19 protein-coding genes are annotated in these 19,884 nt (G+C 67.8%); 10 read left to right on the forward strand and 9 right to left on the reverse strand.

Translation table 11 applies throughout. The annotated features are described in order from the left end of the window. The first annotated feature begins 6 nt into the window (after positions 1-6). Positions 7-840, forward strand: coding sequence for a hypothetical protein (locus tag IU452_RS02350; RefSeq protein ID WP_195107176.1), 834 nt, complete (start codon positions 7-9; stop codon positions 838-840). A gap of 186 nt (positions 841-1,026) precedes the next feature. Beyond that, positions 1,027-1,341 (forward strand): hypothetical protein, encoded by a 315-nt coding sequence (locus tag IU452_RS02355; RefSeq protein ID WP_195107483.1) that lies wholly within the window; start codon positions 1,027-1,029, stop codon positions 1,339-1,341. A gap of 4 nt (positions 1,342-1,345) precedes the next feature. On the opposite strand, the gene IU452_RS02360 is transcribed toward IU452_RS02355, so the two are convergent. Together IU452_RS02360 and IU452_RS02365 are read right to left on the reverse strand one after the other, a co-directional pair. Beyond that, complete coding sequence (locus IU452_RS02360; protein WP_195107177.1) at positions 1,346-2,065, reverse strand: DUF1906 domain-containing protein; 720 nt, start codon at positions 2,063-2,065, stop codon at positions 1,346-1,348. Positions 2,066-2,313: 248 nt separating this feature from the next. Then, on the reverse strand, positions 2,314-3,441 hold the full coding sequence (locus IU452_RS02365) for a hypothetical protein (protein WP_195107178.1): 1,128 nt from the start codon (positions 3,439-3,441) through the stop codon (positions 2,314-2,316). Positions 3,442-3,822: 381 nt separating this feature from the next. On the opposite strand from IU452_RS02365, the gene IU452_RS02370 reads away from it, so the two are divergent. The 4 genes from IU452_RS02370 to IU452_RS02385 are packed head-to-tail and all read left to right on the forward strand — an operon-like array spanning position 3,823 to position 7,388. Then, positions 3,823-4,473, forward strand: a complete 651-nt coding sequence (locus tag IU452_RS02370) for an ABC transporter permease (protein WP_324192395.1) — start codon at positions 3,823-3,825, stop codon at positions 4,471-4,473. Then, a complete protein-coding gene (locus tag IU452_RS02375) occupies positions 4,466-5,665 on the forward strand; it encodes an ABC transporter ATP-binding protein (protein WP_324192396.1) in 1,200 nt (399 codons plus the stop codon). The genes IU452_RS02370 and IU452_RS02375 overlap by 8 nt, the downstream gene beginning before the upstream one ends. Continuing rightward, positions 5,662-6,420: an ABC transporter permease gene (locus tag IU452_RS02380; protein ID WP_195107181.1), complete on the forward strand. Its 759-nt coding sequence runs from the start codon at positions 5,662-5,664 to the stop codon at positions 6,418-6,420. Before IU452_RS02375 ends, IU452_RS02380 begins: the two co-directional genes overlap by 4 nt. Before the next feature lie 5 nt (positions 6,421-6,425). After that, a complete protein-coding gene (locus tag IU452_RS02385; protein WP_416382272.1) occupies positions 6,426-7,388 on the forward strand; it encodes a glycine betaine ABC transporter substrate-binding protein in 963 nt (320 codons plus the stop codon). A gap of 49 nt (positions 7,389-7,437) precedes the next feature. Here IU452_RS02385 and IU452_RS02390 read toward each other — a convergent pair whose 3' ends face one another. Further along, positions 7,438-8,103: a GNAT family N-acetyltransferase gene (locus tag IU452_RS02390; RefSeq protein ID WP_195107183.1), complete on the reverse strand. Its 666-nt coding sequence runs from the start codon at positions 8,101-8,103 to the stop codon at positions 7,438-7,440. Positions 8,104-8,521: 418 nt separating this feature from the next. Here IU452_RS02390 and IU452_RS02395 point away from each other — a divergent pair, with 418 nt between their 5' ends. Beyond that, positions 8,522-9,355: an EamA family transporter gene (locus IU452_RS02395; RefSeq protein WP_195107184.1), complete on the forward strand. Its 834-nt coding sequence runs from the start codon at positions 8,522-8,524 to the stop codon at positions 9,353-9,355. On the opposite strand, the gene IU452_RS02400 is transcribed toward IU452_RS02395, so the two are convergent. The 3 genes from IU452_RS02400 to IU452_RS02410 form a co-directional block, all read right to left on the reverse strand. After that, positions 9,345-10,049, reverse strand: a complete 705-nt coding sequence (locus tag IU452_RS02400) for a pyridoxamine 5'-phosphate oxidase family protein (RefSeq protein ID WP_195107185.1) — start codon at positions 10,047-10,049, stop codon at positions 9,345-9,347. The two genes, IU452_RS02395 and IU452_RS02400, sit on opposite strands and share 11 nt — an antisense overlap. A 253-nt stretch (positions 10,050-10,302) precedes the next feature. Next, positions 10,303-11,787 carry an alkaline phosphatase gene (gene phoA / locus IU452_RS02405; protein WP_195107186.1) on the reverse strand — a complete coding sequence of 495 codons (1,485 nt, stop codon included), beginning with the start codon at positions 11,785-11,787 and terminating at the stop codon, positions 10,303-10,305. A gap of 103 nt (positions 11,788-11,890) precedes the next feature. After that, positions 11,891-12,592 (reverse strand): ATP-binding protein, encoded by a 702-nt coding sequence (locus tag IU452_RS02410; RefSeq protein ID WP_195107187.1) that lies wholly within the window; start codon positions 12,590-12,592, stop codon positions 11,891-11,893. A 454-nt stretch (positions 12,593-13,046) separates the two neighbouring features. Here IU452_RS02410 and IU452_RS02415 point away from each other — a divergent pair, with 454 nt between their 5' ends. Continuing rightward, complete coding sequence (locus IU452_RS02415) at positions 13,047-13,937, forward strand: phenylalanine 4-monooxygenase (protein ID WP_195107188.1); 891 nt, start codon at positions 13,047-13,049, stop codon at positions 13,935-13,937. 98 nt (positions 13,938-14,035) lie between these two features. Here IU452_RS02415 and IU452_RS02420 read toward each other — a convergent pair whose 3' ends face one another. Both IU452_RS02420 and IU452_RS02425 read right to left on the reverse strand, forming a co-directional pair. Beyond that, positions 14,036-14,596 carry a TetR family transcriptional regulator gene (locus tag IU452_RS02420; RefSeq protein ID WP_195107484.1) on the reverse strand — a complete coding sequence of 187 codons (561 nt, stop codon included), beginning with the start codon at positions 14,594-14,596 and terminating at the stop codon, positions 14,036-14,038. Positions 14,597-14,645: 49 nt separating this feature from the next. Beyond that, positions 14,646-16,196, reverse strand: coding sequence for an MFS transporter (locus IU452_RS02425; protein WP_228816276.1), 1,551 nt, complete (start codon positions 16,194-16,196; stop codon positions 14,646-14,648). 176 nt (positions 16,197-16,372) lie between these two features. Here IU452_RS02425 and IU452_RS02430 point away from each other — a divergent pair, with 176 nt between their 5' ends. Together IU452_RS02430 and IU452_RS02435 are read left to right on the forward strand one after the other, a co-directional pair. After that, positions 16,373-17,674 (forward strand): D-alanyl-D-alanine carboxypeptidase family protein, encoded by a 1,302-nt coding sequence (locus IU452_RS02430; RefSeq protein WP_228816277.1) that lies wholly within the window; start codon positions 16,373-16,375, stop codon positions 17,672-17,674. Between the two features lie 108 nt (positions 17,675-17,782). Then, positions 17,783-17,983, forward strand: a complete 201-nt coding sequence (locus IU452_RS02435) for a hypothetical protein (protein WP_195107190.1) — start codon at positions 17,783-17,785, stop codon at positions 17,981-17,983. Positions 17,984-18,049: 66 nt separating this feature from the next. Here the strand turns inward: IU452_RS02435 and IU452_RS02440 are convergent, their stop codons facing one another. After that, positions 18,050-19,636, reverse strand: coding sequence for a serine/threonine-protein kinase (locus IU452_RS02440; protein WP_195107191.1), 1,587 nt, complete (start codon positions 19,634-19,636; stop codon positions 18,050-18,052). Positions 19,637-19,884: the final 248 nt, after the last annotated feature.

Genomic DNA, 19,884 nt, shown 5'->3' on the forward strand with positions numbered 1-19,884 from the left:
ACACCAGTGCTTCGCAGCAGAGGAACGCGGTTCGCATTGTCCGTGCTGGCCCTGACGGCCGGTGCCGGTCTCGCCGCGTCGACGACCGCGGTCGCCGCTCCGTCCCCGAAGCCGCAGAGCTCCGCGGCCGTCCCGCTGGTCCCCGAGGGTGTTCCGGTCGACGCGCTGGCCGCGCTGGCACCTGCCATCGTCGGCGCCGCCGCCCAGGCCGGTGACATCGCCTCCCCCGCCCAGCAGACCATCCTCGAGCAGGCGCAGCAGATCCTCGAGTCGGCGGGCCTGCCGCCGCAGATCAAGCAGACCCTCAAGGCCATCATCGCCTTCCTCAGCGGCAGCAACGGCGGCGGGCCCGACCTGCCGAAGGACGGTCCGGCGATCGCGCAGTTCCTCTACCCCAGCATCGGCCGGGGCTGCATCGGCCCGGGCCGCGATTCGATCGGCACCGCGCTCGCGGTCCCCGGTCCGGCCGAACTGCCGCCGCCGGGCCCGCAGGCCGGACAGGCCGGTTTCGTGTTCACCGCGCTCGGCACCAAGGGCCTGACGCCGCAGCAGAACCCGCCGATGACCGTGCAGTGGCTGAACCTGGACACCCGCCAGGGCGGCACCCTGCCGCTGACCGACGAGGCGCATATCAACCCGGACGGTCCGGCCACCCTGTCGGCGATCGCCGACACCGGCCCCGGCCGGATCGTCGCCGTCGTCTCGGGCTCGCTGACCACCCAACCGGCCGCCGACCAGCCGCCGATCAGCTGCGCGTTCCTGCCGACTCTCGGATTCTTCACCGTCTCGCCGGGTGCGCCGCAGGCGGCGGCACAGCCCGCACCGCAGGCCCAGGGGTAGATCCAGGCCCGGAGACGACACCGGCGGGCTTTTTGCCCCAATCCCCGTCGAGCGGGTGTGAGCTGTGGTAGACCGCTAATTATGGCGACTGTCGATCAGATCGAACGGTCCGCAGTATCCGCACTCCCGGATTCGGTCCGGCCGCAATCGGATTCCCTCCGATCGCGCCGCTCCGGCCGGTCGGTGATGTCGCGTCGCTCGTATAAATCGGTGTTGTCGACGCGCTCGCACCGGTCGATTCTGTCGATCCGCTCCGAGGGTTCGATCCTGTCGATCGGTTCGGCCTATTCCATCCTGTCCATCGGCAGCGTCGGATCGGTGCTGTCGGTCGGCTCGGTCGGCTCGTTCTTCAGCCTGGGCTCGGCATTCTCCGGCCTGTCGCGCTGGTCCCTGTTCTCCTGGATGGGCAATCGCGACGCCCCGGAACTGCAACCGGTCCTGCGCGTAGTCCCCGACGAACCGGACCTGACCCTCGACCCGACCTGTCACTGCCAGACGTAAGTAATCACCACTGCCCGTAGTCGGGCGTCAGGATGGCGTTGACGTCGACGCCCACGCCGTCCACCGTGCGCTTGTCGATCTCGAACTGGTGAAGGTTGGCGGCGGGGTGGACGACGCCGCGGGGGGTGCCCCAATTGTGTTGCCAGTACCAGGAACCCAGGCCCGCCGCGCGGGCCAGATCGATGGTGGGGGTGTTGCCGTAGACGCCGAGGTTCTCGTTGCCCACCACCGACTGCCAACCCGCGAGGTAGGGCGCGATCATGGTGGCGAAATCGGCGGGGGTGGGGTTGTCGTCGATGGAGGCGTAGATCGGGACGCCGTCCGGCCCGCCCGCGGCGCGATGTAGCTGCAGGCCGCGGTCGGCGTGCTTCTTACCGGCCTCCAGTCCGCCGCGCCAGTCCGCGGTCGGGCCCTTGCCGAATTGGTAGCAGGACACGATCGTCAGTCCGGCCTCGCGCAGCGCGTCGACCTCCCGCGCCTGCAGCGGTTTTCCCGCCATCCATTCCGCGCCCGGGCGACGGTCCGAGACGTAGCGGATGACTCCGATGTGCCCGGCATCGCGAATGGCCGCGGCCGCGGGCACGCCACCGGCGTAGTCGAGCAAGGTGCCCAACCGGGCCCGATCGGCAGTCGCCGCCGGAGCCCAGGCCGTGACACCGGCGGCCACGGCCGCACCGGCGGCACAGCCCAGCAGTGCGCGTCGGGACATCGGAACGGAACGCATCGACGACCTCCTTCACGCGGTGGAACTGCCGACGTGCCCGGCGCACCTTCCCCGACGACATCCGCCGATGCCATCTGCGCGCCGGGAGTCTCGAACGACGACTCATTTCACCACATGCACACCAGAACCGCCAGGCTCATGAGACACATCAACACCACAAGTAACTTCCGGCCAAAAACATGCCGGAAAGAAACGAGGAGCCCCACCCGCATGCAGGAAAAGGAAGAGGGCTCCGCCCGGCGTTCCGCCTAAGCGATGGCGTCGAGGCGGGCGGCGACGTCGATGGTGCGGCCGGAGGGGTCGGCCAGTTCGCGGCGAATCACCGCGGCGACCTGGGCGGCGATCTGTTTGCGGATACCGGCGAGGGCGCCGAGGGTCTTGGCGCGCCACCCCTCGGCTCGCATGTCGACGGCGATCAGGTCGGGCTCGGGCGGTGTCGCGTCGATGACGATGAGCAGGGGATCGGCGGCACGGGCGACGAGAACCAGGGGAATCTCCACCTCGGCGCGATACCGGTTGGCCTTGAGCACATCCACGGTGATGTCCAGCTCCACGGGCAGGGTCAGATCGAACGACACCGGATCCTCGCCCGCGCGCTCGTCCAGGCGCGGCATCCGCACCGTCCCTTTCACCTCGACCGTCGCGGCCTCGCGCGGGCCGGTGCGAATGGGGCCGACCTCGATATTGCGCCCGGCCAGCCCTTCGACCACCTCGCGGACGCGGGCCGCGGTGACGATGCGCGGGAAGAATCGGCGACCGAATTCGGCGTAGTCGATCCAGTCGAACCGCTCCTGCGAAAGATACTGCGAGCGCGTGCCGTTCATGATGGCCTCGACATCGAACACCCGCCCCCGCCGGGCCGCCGGATCGGCGATCATGGCGTTGAGCCGGTTGGCGACCTCGCGCTGCACCAGCGCCGCAATCGGATCCAGCAGCAGTTCGAACCCCGCGCCGACGGCCTGGGCCCGCATGACGAAACTGACGTCGCGGGAGCGGATACGCGGAACATCGATCACGATCAGCAGCGGATCCGCGGTGCGGGCATGCAGGGTGAGGTCGATTTCCACCAGGGCCTCCAACCGCAGCCGCTGTCCACCCAGGGTGACGGTGACATGCATCGAAACCGGTACCCGCACCTCGAAGGTGACCTGGGGACCGCTGCGGGCGATCACCGGTTTGCCCACGCTGCCCTCGGCGACCAGACCGGCCAATCCGGCGGGCCCGAGCGAGAACGGGCCGATGGTCATGCCCTTGCCGGCCATGCCGGATACCGCGGCCTCGATGCGGGCCGGGGTCACCGCGCGGCGAACGAAACGCTCACCGAATTCGCCGTAATCGATCCAGTTCGGCTCCTCGCACTCGGTCGACTGTCGCATGAGCTCCCGAAACCTCGTTGTGTCGGATGGTCCCTGCGCGCCCTCTCGATCCGGAATACGAGCGCAACGAATTGGATGCAGATCCCCGCCCTGCCGATGAGGGGGCAGCAGGACAGGGACCGCGACGGCGGCGCTGCCGGGCACCGCCGGGTACATCGTAGGGCTCGGCGCACTCGGCACCTCCCCCCACCGGTCGATTTATCCGCCGCCCGGGCGGAAACGTTTCACAGACGACCGATCCCGACGATACCCGCAACCGCCGCCCGTTCGTAATGGTGAATTCTTTGCCGTCCCGACAAACCGGCCGAAATGCGCCCTAGGCCGAGACCACGTCGATACACTCAGCCCGCGCGGACGCCGAGACGCGGGAGGGCGGCACCGGTGAATACTCTGTGGACTTTCGTTGTCGACCACCGCATCCAGCTGCTCACCGACTCGTACCTGCACCTGTCGGCGGTCATCCAGTCGGTACTGGTCGCGACCGTGGTGGCCGTCCTGATCGGCATCGCGGTCCACCGCAGTCCCTGGGGTTCGGCGTTGTCCACCGCCGCGGCCAGCATCATTCTCACCGTCCCGTCCTTCGCTCTGTTGGGCTTGCTCATTCCGATACTGGGACTGGGCGTGCGCCCGAGCGTCACCGCCCTGGTGCTGTACGCGCTGCTGCCCATCCTGCGCAATACGATCGTCGGGTTGTCATCGGTCGATCCGGCGGTCTCCGACGCGGCGCGCGGCGTGGGCATGAACCGATTGCGGGTGCTGCTGCGGATCGAATTGCCGCTGGCCTGGCCGTCGATCCTGGCGGGCGTGCGGGTCAGCACCCAGCTGAGCATGGGCATTCTCGCCATGGCCGCCTACGCGAAGGGCCCGGGGCTGGGCAATTCGATCTTCTCCGGACTGTCCCGGCTGGGCAGCCCGACCGCGGTGCCGATGGCGCTGACCGGCACGGTGCTGATCATCGTGCTGGCATTGGCACTCGATGCCGTCTTCGTCCTCGTCGGACGCTTCACCACCCCGAGGGGAATCCGTGACTGATACCGCGACCGCAACACCCGAGCGCGCCGGGGATCACCCCAGCGCGGAGATCGTGCTCGACTCGGTCACCAAACGCTATCCGGGACAACGAGAGCCGGCCGTCGACGACTTCTCGCTCACCATCCCCTCCGGGGAGATCGTGGTGTTCGTCGGGCCGTCGGGCTGCGGCAAGACGACCACCATGCGGATGATCAACCGGCTCATCGAACCGACCTCGGGCACGATCACCATCGGTGGCCGCGATGTCACCAGGGAGAATCCGGATCGGCTGCGCCGCCGGATCGGTTACTCGATCCAGCAGGCCGGGCTGTTTCCCCACCTGACGGTGGCTCGCAATATCGCCACCGTGCCCGGGCTGCTCGGCTGGGATCGCGCCCGGGTCTCCGCCCGTGTCGACGAGATGCTCGAGCTCGTCGGCCTGGACCCCGAGGCCTTCCGCAACCGGTATCCGCGGCAGCTGTCGGGCGGACAGCAGCAGCGGATCGGGGTCGCCCGCGCGCTGGCCGCCGACCCGCCGGTACTGCTGATGGACGAGCCGTTCGGCGCGGTCGACCCGATCACCCGCGGCCTGCTACAGGACGAACTGCTGCGCCTGCAGGGCGAACTGCACAAGACGATCGTGTTCGTTACCCACGACTTCAACGAGGCCGTCAAGCTCGGCGACCGGATCGCGGTGCTGGGCAACCAGTCCCGGGTGCTGCAATACGACGTTCCCGCTGCGATCCTGGCCGAGCCCGCCGACGAGACGGTCGCCGGTTTCGTCGGCGCCGACGCCGGGCTCAAGCAGCTCACCCTGGTCCGGGTTCAGGACGTCGAGCTGGGACAGTGCCCCACTGCCGCCGAAACCGACGAGGTGGAGCCGCTGCGCACCACACTCGCCGAGCGGGAGTGGAAGTGGGGCCTGGTGCTCGACGCCCAGCGCCGCCCGCTGCGCTGGGTCTCCGCCGCTCAGCTGGCGCATGCCTCATCCCTGCGCACGGTCGGCCTGCCCGTGACGGGCACGGTGTCGCTGCGCTCGACGCTGCAGGAGGCGCTCGAGGCACTGCTGACCGAGAGCACCGCCAACGCGGTCGTCACCGGCCGCCGCGGCGAATACGCGGGCCTGATCACCATCGACACCCTGGTGGCGCACCTGTCCGAGATGCGGGCCGAACACACCACGGCGACAACGGATTCGGGTGATCAGCCATGACCACCGTGTCTCCCCGCACCGAGCGGCAGGCCGACCGCATCCGGTTGCTCGCCCAGCCCGTGCTGGCGGTCGCGGCCGCCGCGGGGGTGCTCGCATGGGCGTTCAACCGAGAGCTGACCGCCACGCAGCAGGCCAGCATGAACGTCGACAACATCACCACGGCCGCCCGAGAGCACGTGGTGATCACCGCGACGGTCATCGCGATCGTGGTCGTGATCGCGGTGCCGCTGGGCACGCTGCTGACCCGCGCCCGGTATCGGCGGTTGGCACCGCTGTTCGTCGGTATCGCCAATATCGGCTCGGCCGCACCGACCATCGGCCTGATCGTGCTCGCCTACCTGTGGACGAAGAAGACCGGGTTCTGGATCGGCGTCGGCCCCATCGCCCTCTATTCGCTGCTTCCGGTGCTGCGCAACACCATCCTCGGCTATCAGCAGGTGGATCCGATGCTCATCGACGCCGGGCGCGGGCAGGGCATGTCGGCCGCAACGGTGTTGCGTCGCATCGAATTTCCGCTCGCGGTGCCCTACATCCTGGCTGGACTGCGCACCTCGCTGGTGCTGGCGGTGGGCACGGCGACGCTGTCGTTCCTGGTCAACGCGGGCGGGCTGGGCATCCTCATCGATACCGGCTACAAGCTGCGCGACAACGTCACCTTGTGGGTGGGAGCGATTCTCGCGGTCGCGCTGGCCCTGCTGGTGGACTGGCTCGGCGCGCTCGCCGAACGGTTCCTCGGACCCAGGGGGCTGCGGTGAGGCGAGTGTTGCAGGCGTTGCTGGCCGTCGTCGGCCTGGTGCTGGCACTGACCGGCTGCGGGCTGGAGTCCGGTGGCTCCGTTCCGCTGCGCGTAGGACCGGGCAGCATCCAGCCTGTCCCGCAGTTGGAGGGCGTGCGAATCACGGTGGGCTCCAAGGACTTCACCGAGCAGAACATTCTCGGCTACCTCATCGAATTCGCTCTCGTCGCGGCCGGGGCCGATGTGCGCGACATGACCAATATCACCGGTTCCAACAGCTTGCGCGACGCCCAGCTGCAGGGCCAGGTGGATATCGCCTACGACTACACCGGCACCGGATGGATCAACTATCTCGGCAACGAGACCCCGATCCCCGACCCGGCCGAGCAGTTCGAGGCCGTCCGCGATGCCGACCTCGCTCGGCACGGCATGGTGTGGGCCGCCCCGGCGCCGATGAACAACACCTACGCGATGGCGACCAACGCCGCCAACGCCCAGCAGACCGGCGCGACGACCATCTCCGATTACGCCCGGCTGGTCAATTCCGGCGCCGCCGGGCCGACCTGCGTCGGGACCGAATTCAGCGTGCGGCAGGACGGATTCCCGGGCATGCTGCGCAAGTACGGCATCGACCCGGGCAAGGTGCGCAAGCAGGTCATGCAGGACATGCTGGTGTTCACCGCGGTGGCGAACAATACGTGCCAATTCGGCGACGTCACCAGTACGGACGGGCGGGTGAAGGCGCTGGACCTGAAGCTGCTCGACGATGACCTCAGCTTCTTCCCGAAATACAATGCCGCCGTGGTGATGCGCAAGAGCCTTGCCGACGCGCATCCGCAGATCGCGGACATTCTGACACCGATCTCGGCATTGCTGACCAACGAGACCATTACCGAACTCAATGGCCAGGTCGACATTCAAGGGCGCGAGCCGGCAGTCGTCGCCCGCGACTGGCTGGTCGCGCGGGGATTCGTCACCGCCCGTTGAGGATTCGGGCGGCCATCGCGTCCGGGTCTCCGATGGCCCGAGTTTGCGCTCAGGCGTTGAGCAGGCGGCCGGTGGTCGCCAGCTGCGCTTCGATCGTGGCGCGCACCGTCGGCCATTCCTCGTCCAGGATGGAGTAGAACGCGGTGCTGCGGATCTCGCCGTCCAGGCCGCGCGAGTGCGCCCGGCGGATACCGTCGCTGGTGGCGCCGAGGCGTTCGATGGCCATGCGGGAGCGCAGGTTTCGCACGTCGGCCCGCAGCGCGATGCGGCGTACCCGCCACACCTCGAAGGCATGCCGCAACAGCAACAGCTTCGACTCCGGATTGGCCCCCGCCCCGCGGGCGTGCGTGGACAGCCAGGTATTGCCGATCTCCGCGGCATCGGGCACCGCACGCAGCGGGTCACCCGACGGCAGGCCGTGCACGACCGGCCACACCAGCGGTCCCTGCCAGTAGTCGAAGCGGGTGAACCGGGTCGAACCCAGCACCCGGTCGTCGGCGACGGAGACGATGGTGAAGGCCAGCGCGGTCCCGGCGGCATGTCCGGCAACGGCTTCCGCCACATAGTCGGCGGCCTCGTCCACCCCGTGCGGAACGGGCGTGAACGCATAGGCGTCGCGATCGCCCGAGCCCGCCTCGGCGAGCCCCTGAATGTGATGCGGCGCAATGGGTTCCAGTCGCACGAGGCGGCCGGTGAGAGTAACGGGTGCAGGCACGTTCCCTCGATCTTTCGGGACGGTCTCCGGCCACGTTCGGGCAGGTGCCTTCCCCGGGTCACAACGCTCCGGATCGACGTTCCACCCTGGCGCGCCAGCAGCAGCATCGGACAGTGAGATGAACGATAACGGAACACCTGCCGTCGGCCCCGCAGGCGAAATGTAAATTCCCCAGTACCGCTCGTGTGTCGCCCGGCGCGTCGCAAACGCCCGGTCAGGCACCGATTCCGGCCCGGCCGATCGGTGTCGCCGGGGCCGAATGATCAATTGCTGGTTAACAACTGGGAACACCTGACCCGCCTGCTTGCGATCGGCGGAGGAGGGGCTTGCACAGCGGGGATTCGGGTAATGCGAGGACCATGCGGTTTCATGCGGAAGAACCGACCGTCGATGCGGTGGTCACGGGGCGGAGGTGACCATGGGAGCCCTTCTCGCACTGGCTTCGGCAATCTGTTACGGCCTTTCGGATTTCACCGGCGGGGTGTTGGCGCGGCGGGCATCGTTCATCGCCGTGGCGCTGCTCGGACAGGCCGGGGGCCTGCTGGCCGCCGTCGCGATCGCGCCCCTCGTGCCGACCCGCGCGGTCGGGCTCGCGGACCTGGCGTGGGGCGCGCTGTCCGGGGTGGGCAGCGGCGTGGGCATGGTGTTTCTGTTCCGGGGTCTGGGCCGCGGGGCCATGAGTGTGGTCGTGCCGATCAGCGCGGTGGCGGGGGTGGCGCTGCCCGTGCTGGCCGGGGTGGCCCTGCTCGGCGAGCGACCCTCGGCGCTGGCCTGGCTGGGCATGCTGGCCGCTGTTCCCGCCCTGTGGCTGGTGTCGCGCACGCGTACCACGTCCACCTCGACGCCCGGCGCCGCGGCGGACGGGCTGATCGCGAGTTTCGGTATCGCGGTGCAGTACCTGGCTCTCGCGCAGGCCACACCCGCCGCGGGCGGCTGGCCGGTCGCCGCCGGGCGCGCCGCCGCGATTCTCACCATCGTGCCGTGGGCCGCATCGGCCTCCGCCTCGCTGCGGCTGTGGTCGCGTACCACGCTCCCCGCCGCACTCGCCGGGGCCATCGCGGCGGTGGGGCTGCTGTGCTATCTCTCGGCCACCCAGCAGCAACTCGTGGTGATCGCGGTCGTGCTGTCGGCGCTGTATCCGGTGATCCCGGTGCTGCTCGGCGTCACCGTGCTCCGGGAGCGGGTGGCCAAGCCGCAGGCGGTGGGCCTGATCGCGGCGGCCGTGGCCGTCACCATGCTCGCTACGGGATGACCCGCTCAGTGACCCCGCAACTCGCCTCGAGTCGCGCCTTCAGCGCCGCATTCTCCGCGCGCAGGGCCTCGATGGTTTCGGTGTATTGCTCGGCTCGGCGTGCCGCGTCGGCGCGTTCGAGGGCGAGCGCTTCGTCCAGGCGCTGCTTGTCGTAGCGCGGGTGGATGTGGCGGCTGCAGTTCCAGTCGTAGCCGTCCACGGTGATGAGAATCGACCGTTCGGCGCGGCTGCGGATGGTCGACGACCCGATCGCCAGTAGTCGCTCGAGCAGGTCCGGGTCGTCGTCGCGCTCGATCACCCGGGCCCGCCCGAACAGCTTCAGCCGTTGCCGCAGTGGGTAATCGACGAAGAACATCGCCACGCGCGGGTTGTGTTCCAGATTGCCCGTCGTCACGTACTGCTGATTGCCGGAGAAGTCGGCGAACCCGATCGTGCTCGAATCCAGCACGTGGACAAAGCCTTTCGGCCCACCTCGATGCTGGATATAGGGCCATCCGCCCGGAGTCACGGTGGCGAGGAAGAAGAAGTCGGCCGCTCGGACGAATGCGCCGCGCCGGGTATCGAGCGGAGGATCCCGGTCGTCGGCAGTACGACCGGGTTCCAATTGTGCTCCGTAATTCACATAACTACCCGCTCGCCGCTGCCGCTCGAGCGCGGCCGGGCCGAAGGCGATCTCCGGATACAGGTTGGGCATCTCGCACCTATCTACGACGGTGTCCGGTGGGCGGCCGTTGCCCACTCTAAGGACACCGCACACAGGCGAGAAATTCCTTTCGTCTCGAATCTATGCACTGGCCGCATAGTTCCGGACGGCATCTGAAGTTATTTCGCCTGGACCGGATCGCCACCACCTTGCCCGGACCGGATCGCCACTACGTTGCCCGGGCCGGATCGCCACTACGTTGCCCGAGCCGGATCGCCACTACGTTGCCTGGACCGGATCGCCGCTACTTTGCCTGGACCGGGTGCTTTCCCCGGTCCAGGCCCATCGCATCGACCATCGTGAAGAACAGGTCGGTCTGGTCGGTGAGGCCGACGACGTTGGCGGCACGCGGGCCGTAGGCGGCGACGCGCAGCTGGCTGCCGGTGTGCTCCTGGGAGCCGCCCTCGTCGGCGGTGCCGTAGGAGATGGCCATCTCGGCGCCGTCCTTGGTGACCACCTTGCTGGTCAACGCCGCGGATTTGGTTTCCAGCGGGACGATCTGGCTGCTGTGCGCATGGTCGGCGGTCACGATGACCAGAGTGTTGCCGTCCCGCTCGGCGAATTCGAGCGCGGCCTGCACGGCGGCATCGAAGTCCACGGTTTCACCGATCTGACCGCACGGATTGGCGGCATGGTCCTGCTTATCGATCGACGCGCCCTCGACCTGCAGGAAAAAGCCGTCCTTGCGATCCTTCAGCAGGTCGATCGCCTTGCGGGTCATGCCCGCCAGATCCGGCATGGCGGCGGAATTGCGGGCGGGATTGTCCTTACAGGTCTGAGCGGGCCGGGTCAGGCCGTCGCGCACCGCCGTCTCACCGGTCCAGCGGACGGGCATATTGCCGGGGGCGAACAGGCCCAGCAGCGGCGCGTCCTGATCGGCCTTGGTAGCCCCGTCGAGTCCGGCCCGGTCGGAGACGATGGTGTACCCGCGGGCCTTCGCCTGCTCGCGCAGGGTCTTGCCCCGGTACTCACCCGCGGTCGCCTGCTGCTCGAAGCTCTTCGCCCCGCCGCCCAGGGTCACATCGGCACGGGTCGCCAGCAGTTGTTCGCTGATCGAGCCGAGACCGCCGTTCTCCAGCGCATTGGTCGGGCACTTCGACGAGGTCTCCTCGGGCCCATAGCATTTGCGGTCGGTCACGTGCGCGGCTAGTACGGCCGGGGTGGCGTCCTGGATCTCCGAGGTGGTCACATTGCCCGTGGCCTTCCCGTTGGCCTTGGCGATCTCGAGCAGGTTGGTCTGCGGCGCACCCGCGATATTCACACCGATCGCGCCGTTGTAGGTCTTGGTTCCGGTCGCCCACGCCGACCCGCTGGCCGCGGAATCGGTGACGTAGTCCGGCTTTCCGGTGTTCTTGTCCAGCGAGTAGTGGGTGTAGGCCCCGGTCAGCGGCAGCGCGTCGATTCCCTTGAAATAGCCGCCCGCACCCTCGGCCACATTGCGGGCCACGGTGATCTCCGAATCACCCATCCCGTCGCCGATCAGCAGGATCACATTCTTCGCCTGCCGCGAGTTGATCGAATCCCGCAGGGCCGCACTGCGATCGCCGGTGGCGCGGCGGGCGCCGCCGTTGTCGCTCAGCGTGCCGTGCGCACCGGGCGTGATCAACTGCCCGTTCGACTGCTCTCCCGAATCGGACCCGCACGCGGCGAGCAAACCGATCAGCAGCGCGGCGGCCCCTGAGACGACCCCTACCCGAACACCCGGAGATCCGGACGAGACGAACGGCATTCGACACCCACTCTTCGCGAACGACAACAACTCGAGCGGATCGTGCCCGGCACGGCTGAACCGCGAGCAACACTGCGGTGAAATGGGGATGAAAGCGACAAATTCACTGCACCCGCCCATCGGTCTGCAGCGCGGCCCAGACGACCTTTCCGATCGGCCACTGCGGCGCACACCCCCACGACCGGGCGATGCGGGCCACGACATGCAATCCGTGCAGCCACGCGGCGGCGCCCACCGACTCGCGCAGCATGGCCTCGCGGGGGTCCTCGTCGGCCACCGCGACGGTGAGCAGATTGTGCCGAAGTTCCAGGCGCAGCTGGATTTCGCGGTCCGCCGTGTGGGCGAGGGCGTTCTCGACGAGTTCCGTGACGACCAGCTGCGCATCGGCGCACACCTCCGGCACGCCCCAGCGCAGGCACACCTCCTCGACGACGCGCCGTGCCCGCTGGGCGCAGTCACCGGAGAGAACCAGCGGCAGGCGGGCACGCCACCGCGGCGCGGGCTCGTCGACCCCATCCAGCGCCTCGCCTACGGAGGCGTGGACCGCGACGAAGCGGTCGATCGCGGTGTGCGCCAACCGCCGTCGCAGGTCGTCGTCCTCTGCTACCACCACGATCGGGACGCCCGGCCACTCGCCCACCCGCATCCACGCCGTGGCGAAGACGGTCAGCAGCGGATCCGACCGCACTCGGAGCTCGTCCACGACCACGATGACCGCCCGCGGCTGTTCCATCGCGAACTTCACCAGATCATCGCCCAATCGGCGATAGGTCATGGGATCGAGCTCGCCGCGCGGCCGGACCACCGAACAACCTTCCAGCCTGTACACAGACCAGCAGATCCCGTGCTCCACCATGGCACTCGCTCATCCCACCGATAGCGGCCGGCCACCGCGTCGTCCCGAGCACCACAATCCGATCCGGCGGCCGTACCCTCCAGTCCTGTCCGCGCTATGGCACTACCCCCAGCCGCTCGCTTCGAACAAAGTGTCGCGAAATGCCCCTTTCCTGGCGGAAAGCACGCCAGGAAATGAGTGGTGGCGCAGCCAGGAAGTGAGTGGTGGGCGCAGCCAAGAAGTGAGTGGTGGGCGCAGCCGGGGAATGAGCGGTGGGCGCAGCCGGGGAATGAGCGGTGGGCGCGGCCGGGAGACGAATAGGGGGCGCCGGGATGGGGAATGGACGTAAACGGCACACTAGACAATTTGCACAGCTGGGCGAACGTTTGTTGTCGGATCGGTCGGTCAGTGCTTGCATCGAGGTATGTTCAATGAAGCTCAGCTGTACTCGCCGGTGACCAAGGGGACCGACGGTGATGTGACGGTGCATCTGAGCGACGAGCACCCCGGTGTGCACGACCCGGAGTATCGGGCCCGCCGCAACGCCATCGCCGCCATGGCGCTGTCGTATCGCCCCGGCGAGCCGTTACCGCAGGTCGACTACACCGACGAAGAACAGAATGTCTGGCGGATCGTCTCCGCCGAATTGGCCCGCAAGCACCGCAAATACGCCTCCGCGGAGGTGCTGGCCGGGGAGCAGCGGCTAGGGTTGCCCGCCGACCACATCCCGCAATTGGACGAGGTCACGGCAAAGCTGGTGCCGCTCAGCGGATTCCGCTACGTACCGGCGGCCGGTCTGGTGCCGCTGCGGCAGTTCTTCGGCTCGTTCGCCGACCGGGTCTTCCACTCCACCCAGTACATTCGCCATCATTCGGCGCCGCTGTACACCCCCGAACCGGATGCCATCCACGAAATCATCGGCCACGCCAACCAGTTGGCCAGCCCGCGCTTCGCCGCGATCTACGCCGAGGTGGGCGCGGCGGTGGCTCGGCTGGAAACCGATGCGGCACTGAAGTTCCTGGCCGACGTGTTCTGGTTCTCCATGGAGTTCGGGGTGGTTCGCGAGCAGGGCGAGGTGCGCTGCTACGGCGCGGGTCTGCTGTCGTCCTACGGCGAGATCGAGGAGTTCCGGAGTGCGGAGTTGCGGCCGCTGAACATCCACGAGATGGGCACGGCGGTCTACGACATCACCCACTACCAGCCCGTGTTGTACTGCGCCGACTCGATTTCCGAGATCGAGGACGTGGTGGGCGGCTTCTTCTCGACAATGACCGACGACGTCGTCGCCCGCGAACTGGCTCACCGGTCGGCGTAATCCGTCATCGCCTCTAGGCCCCGCCCGATCCGTCATCGCCTCTAGGCCCCGCCGGATCCGTCATCGCCTGTAGGTCCCGGCATGCTTTTGGCCGGGACCTACAGGGGCATCCCCGCCTCGAGGAATTCGCAGACCCGGACCAGCCTGTCGAGGTCGAATTCGCCGTCCTCGAAGGCCGCATGCAGACCGCCGACCAGCGCTCCGGAGAACGCTCTGATTTCCAGATCATCGGGCGAACGCCCCGCGCGGCGAGCGATCATGTCCGCAAGCATCGCAACATTGCGCTCGGTCTCCTGGCCGAGCGCTCCCCGCAGTTCGGGTTCGCCGAAGATCAATTTCACCCGCTGGCGCTCGAATTCGAGTTCCTCCTCGTCGATCGCGGCGAGGGTATCCAGGACGGCCTGCCGGAAGGCGGCCATGGGTGTCAGGTCGCGAGGCTGTGCTTCGAGGGCCCGCATCAGGACGGGATCCAGATCGTCGGTGAGGACGAGCCGTTCCTTGGACGGGAAGTACCGGAAGAAGGTGCTGGGCGATACGTCGGCCGCCTCGGCGATCTGTTCGATCGTGGTGTCGGCATAACCCTGCTCGCGAAACAGGCGGAAGGCCTCCGTCCGGATCGTGCGGCGGGTCCTCTCCTTCTTCCGCTCGCGCAGGCCCATCCGGGGCGTCGCGGCTCCCGGATGGACCCTGGCTGGCGGTGCCTTCGAATCAGCCGACATGCACCGATTGTCCCCTACCGATCTCGGCCCCGGCGTCGGACACCGAACCGCGGGTGAAGATCGCCGAGAGCACGGCGGCCACCGCACAGATCCCCGCGCACACCCACAGCATCGCGCCCATGCCACCGACGAAGGCCGACTGGACCTGACCGAGCATCTGCGGGTCACCCAGTGTGCGGGCGACCTCGACTCCGGCGTTGACACCGTCGGAGACCGGCTCGTGGTCGTAACCTCCCAACTCCGACCGGTACTGCGCAGACAGCACGGTACCCAGTACCGCGACACCGACGGTACCGCCCGCCTGCCGAAGAGCCGTCAGCAGCGCCGACCCCGACCCCGCCCGCTCCGGGGTCAGTTCACCCATCGCCATGCCCATTGCCGACGGCGCGACGAAACCCATGCCGACACCCAGCACGGTGATCCACGTCGCGATGTAGCCGTAGCCGCTGTCCACGTCAGCCAGCGCCCCCATCGTCAGACCGGCGGCCAGCAGCGCGAAGCCGGCGGTGAGTACGACTCGCAGTCCCAGCTTCGGCAGCAGCTTGTCCACGATCCGGGCTCCCACGAAGAGCCCACCCATCAATGGCAGCAGTCGCAGCCCACTGCCGAGCGAATCCGCGCCCAACACTGCCTGGAAATACTGCGGCACCGTGAAGAACAACCCGAACATCGCGAACTGGACCATCACGGAATATCCGGTACCCCAACGGAATCCGCTGGTGGTGAACAGGGCGAAGTCCACCAGTGGATGGGCAACGCGGCGCTGCCACCACCCGAACACGGCCAGCAGCGCGATTCCGGCGACGACCGTGACCCAGGCGATGCCGTCACCCCAGCCCTGTTCGCCCAGGCGGATGAAGCCGTAGGTGAACCCGAGCATGCCACCGGCCGAGAGCAATACACCGAGAACGTCGATACGAAAGGCGTTGTCGCCGCGAGATTCCGGAATCAGCGCGGCCACCGCGAGCAGACCGACGATCGCCAGCGGCACGTTGATCAGGAACACCGATCCCCACCAGAAGTGTTGCAGCAGCAAGCCTCCCACGATCGGGCCCAACGGCATGCCCAGCATCACCGCGGCGACCCAGATCGTCAGTGCGCGTTGCCGTTCCACCCGATCGGGAAACATGACCGGCAGCACCGACATCGACAGCGGCATCATCGCCGCGGCGGCGACACCCAGGACCGCCCGGGCGGCGATGAGCTGTCCCGACGAGGTCGCCAACGCACACCCCACCGATGCGGCACCGAACAGCACCATCGCGGCGAGCAGGAACTTCTTGCGGCCGTAGCGGTCACCGAGCGCGCCCGAGGGCAGCATCAGACCGGCCAGGGCCAACGTATACGCGGTCGTGAACCATTGCAGCGCCGCGGTATTCGCCTGCAGGTCGACCGCCATCGTAGGCAGGGCAACCACCAGAACGGTGGTGTCCAGGCCGACGGTCAGCATGGTGATCGCCAGCGCGCCGAGTGCCAGCCACCGCGCCTTCCCCGCCCCCTCGTCGTTCTTCCGCGCCACCGCGGCCTCGTTCCCGGTCATGGCGACTTCCTTTCCTACGACTGCGCCCCCGTGGCCTGCCAGGCACATCCATTTGATTGGTTCTACTTTTTGATAGTAGCCATCATTTTAGAGTCACTGCAATACCTGTCCGCGGGTCGTGCTCACCTCGGCATCGGGCCCGTGTCCGCTTAAGCTCCAAAGCGATGAGCACCTGCATGACCCGGCGCGTTCGCCGCTCCAGATCGTTCGCGGCTGCCGCGCTGGCGGCCGGTGTCCTCGGCGCGACGGCGCTGACCGGCCTCGACGCTGCGCTGTCGCCCCCGGCGGTTGCGGCACCGACGACCACCACGCCGTTCAGTACCCCGAACACCGATTCCTGCCCCAACAGGTCGACCCCTCCCCCGGCGATCGACACCTCCGAGGTGCCCGCACCGGGTGACACCGCCCCGCAGCCGCTACCGGTCCCTTCACCGGCGGTCGGTGGCGACAAACTCGGCGCATGCGGGCTGGTGCTCCCGGACGGTGCCCCGCCGGTCCCCGACGAACTCTCCGCCACCGCCTGGCTGATCGCCGATATGGACACCGGCCGGGTGCTCGCGGCGAAGGATCCCCACGGCCGCTACCGCCCCGCCTCGACCATCAAGGTGCTGCTGGCCATCGTGGCGCTGCGCAACCTCGATCTGAACAAGGTGGTGGTCGGCACCCAGGAGGACGCCAATGCCGACGGCACCCGCGTCGGCATCGGGCCCGGTGGGCGCTACACCAACAAGCAGCTGATGCAGGCGCTGCTCATGTGCTCCGGCAACGACGCCGCGCACGCCATCGCCGCCCAACTCGGCGGCCAGGAAGCCACCGTCGCGAAGATGAACGAGGTGGCAAAGCGCCTGCAGGCCTTGGATACTCGCGCCGCCACGCCCTCCGGCCTGGATGGGCCGGGCATGAGCACCTCGGCCTATGATCTGGCGGAGCTGTTCCGCGAGGCCATGACCATCCCCACCTTCGCCGAGATCGTCCGCACCCAACAGGTGGACTTCCCCGGCTACCCCGCCAATCCCCAAATCCCTGACGACAAGGACCATCCCGGCTTCCCCATCGCCAACGACAACCGGCTGCTCTACGACTACGACGGCGATCTCGGCGGTAAGACCGGCTACACCGACGACGCCCGCCAGACCTTCGTCACCGCCGCCGAGCGCAACGGACACCGGCTGGTGGTCACGCTGTTGCAGGCCGATGTGTTGCCGATCCGGCCGCCCGAGCAGGCCGCGCGACTGCTCGACTACGGGTTCGCCCTGCCCTCCGGCGCAAGCGTGGATTCGCTGCCCGGCGACACCGGTACGCCGGCGAATCCCAGTGTGACCCTTGCGTCTCCGCCGCCGCGCGATACACCGGCCGCGAGCGCCCCGGACGGACGCCGCCATGACAGCCTCACCACGGTCCTCGTCGTCGGGGCGCTGGCCGCGGTGATCGTGCTGGTAATCGCCGCGTGGTCGCTCACCGGACGGACGCGGCGGTAACCGACGCCACTATCTGCCCCCGCCCTGTTTGACTCGCGATTGCCCGGGCATTCGCTGAACGAGCCGGTTGTACGGCTCCCACCAACAGAACCGGAGAGAGGAGCAACAATGGCTGACCCGAAGAACCCCGGCCAATTCGGTAATCGTGCCGACACTGCGGAGCAGGCCCACAAGGGTGGTCAGGCCAGCACCGGTAGCTTCGGTGACAAGAACAGCGCCGACCCGTCGAAGGCCGGCAAGAAGGGTGCCGCCGCCCAGCCGACGGAGGCCAAGATCCGCGGTGGCCAGCACAGCCACTCCAACCGCTGATCATGACGAAAGCCCCTTGGGGAGTGTAAACAGACGCTCCCCAAGGGCTTTCGTTTGTCCGCACAGTCAGTTCAAGGGCGCGGACTGCCACCAATTCATGTTCTCGGCGGTTGTCTGAAAGATCGACAGTAGGAGGATCCGCTCGCGATTCGTGTCGCCGGTGAACCTCGTGACCATGTAGGTGCTGCCGCTCGAGCCTATCCCCGGCATGGTGTAGGTGGTGTAGGTCCTGCCGTCCTTGGATCGGTCGGTCTTGGTATTGGGTAGCAGGCCGTCGATCACCGCCTGCGCGTCGGCGCTCGTGTCGTAGAGGAAATAGATGTACTGCCCCCGCGGATTTGCATCGATCGCGCCCGGGCAGTTCGCCTTTGCCACCCAATTGCCGAAATACGGGAGATTGTCCCACTTCGTGTCCTTGTTGACCGTATCGAAGAAGCACGAGGCATTCAGAAAGCCCGAATTCTTCCCGCCCTGAGCCGGAACCATGCGCGGGAACGTGTCGTGGATGACCGTGGCGACGGGCGGCATGACGTTGCTGTCGGTCGTGGTCGGAGAGGTCTTCACGACCGAGGGTATGGCTTCCGGCGAGGTCGGTCGCTCCGCGGTTGTCACTGCGGAACCATGCGCGGACGGATGGGAACTGCCGTTGCGCATGACCACTACGACAAGGGCGCCGACGGCAACGAGAACGCCTACCAGCAGGGCGATTCCGACCGCCAGTCCGGTGCGCCCGCGCTGCTGCGCCACGGGTGCCGGTGCGCTGTACGGGTATTGCGGCGCGGCGTGCGCAGAGGGCTGCGGCAGGGGCGGCGGTGTGGCATAGCGAGTGGTGGGTGGGTGCATGGCTTCCCATGCGGCCGCGGCGAATTCGGAGCACGAATCGAAGCGCTGCTCCGGCCGTTTCGCCAGCGCCCGGGCCAGGACGGCGTCGAGGGCGGGCGGTAGATCCGGCCGGATTGCGCCGAGGGTGGGCGGCGTCAACTGCAGGTGCCCGCGGACAATCTCGGCCGAATCGGTCGATTCGAACGGCGTACGCCTGGTCAGCAACCGAAACAGCGTGCACGCCAAGGCATATTGGTCGGCGCGCGGGCCGACGGGAATGCCGGTCAACTGCTCCGGCGACGCGTGGGCGACCGCGGTCGCCCACAGCTGCGGATGCGATGACAGCGCCGCATCGTCCAAGAGCCCGGCAAGGCCGAAGTCCGTCACCAGGACTCGCTCATCCGCACGAGCCAGCAGGATATTGCCCGGTTTGACACCCCGATGCAGAACGCCGACCGCATGCGCGTAATCGAGTGCCTCGGCAGCCTTCCTGACGATCTGCAGGGCCCGGACGGGCGGCAACGCGACCGCGTCCACCTCCCCCGCATCGATCCCGTCGACGTACTGCATCGAAATCCAGGGCCGCCCGTCATCGATCCCCCGGTCGTAGACGGTGACGATGCCCGGATGATCGAGCTGCGACACCAGATCCGCCGCACGCTCGAAGCGCTCCCGCATCTCCGCCCGGCCGAACAACTCCCGATTCAACACCTTCAACGCCACCACCCGAGGCAGCCGCGGATGCCGAGCCAGATACACCGACCCCATCCCCGCCCGATCCAACACCCGTTCGATCACATACCCGGCGCACACATCCCCGACATCCAGCACCGGACACCCCCCAGACAACTCGAACGGACCCGCCGAATCATACCGGCTAGTCCGGCCACCACTTCGTGGGACCGTCGGCGTTTGTAACGGGTGATTGCGGGGGCGCGAGGTAAAGATAGAGGCGCGCGACTTCGGCTGGGTCGGGAAACGGAACCAGTTATGCCGGTTGGCATGGAAAAGGTAGGTGTGCCGTGAGCGCTTTTACTGTTGGGCGCGTTTTTGCCTCCGCCGTACTCGCAGGGGTCGGA

It is taken from the genome of Nocardia transvalensis (genome assembly GCF_015477765.1).
GTDB classification, from domain to species: domain Bacteria; phylum Actinomycetota; class Actinomycetes; order Mycobacteriales; family Mycobacteriaceae; genus Nocardia; species Nocardia transvalensis_A.

Coding starts and splice junctions, on each gene's coding strand:
- IU452_RS02355 (WP_195107483.1), top strand. CDS start 1,027: ATGTCGCGTCGCTCGTATAAATCGGTGTTGTCGACGCGCTCGCACCGG.
- IU452_RS02360 (WP_195107177.1), bottom strand. CDS start 2,065: ATGCGTTCCGTTCCGATGTCCCGACGCGCACTGCTGGGCTGTGCCGCC.
- IU452_RS02365 (WP_195107178.1), bottom strand. CDS start 3,441: ATGCGACAGTCGACCGAGTGCGAGGAGCCGAACTGGATCGATTACGGC.
- IU452_RS02380 (WP_195107181.1), top strand. CDS start 5,662: ATGACCACCGTGTCTCCCCGCACCGAGCGGCAGGCCGACCGCATCCGG.
- IU452_RS02395 (WP_195107184.1), top strand. CDS start 8,522: ATGGGAGCCCTTCTCGCACTGGCTTCGGCAATCTGTTACGGCCTTTCG.
- IU452_RS02400 (WP_195107185.1), bottom strand. CDS start 10,049: ATGCCCAACCTGTATCCGGAGATCGCCTTCGGCCCGGCCGCGCTCGAG.
- phoA (WP_195107186.1), bottom strand. CDS start 11,787: ATGCCGTTCGTCTCGTCCGGATCTCCGGGTGTTCGGGTAGGGGTCGTC.
- IU452_RS02415 (WP_195107188.1), top strand. CDS start 13,047: ATGTTCAATGAAGCTCAGCTGTACTCGCCGGTGACCAAGGGGACCGAC.
- IU452_RS02420 (WP_195107484.1), bottom strand. CDS start 14,596: ATGGGCCTGCGCGAGCGGAAGAAGGAGAGGACCCGCCGCACGATCCGG.
- IU452_RS02425 (WP_228816276.1), bottom strand. CDS start 16,196: ATGACCGGGAACGAGGCCGCGGTGGCGCGGAAGAACGACGAGGGGGCG.
- IU452_RS02430 (WP_228816277.1), top strand. CDS start 16,373: ATGACCCGGCGCGTTCGCCGCTCCAGATCGTTCGCGGCTGCCGCGCTG.
- IU452_RS02435 (WP_195107190.1), top strand. CDS start 17,783: ATGGCTGACCCGAAGAACCCCGGCCAATTCGGTAATCGTGCCGACACT.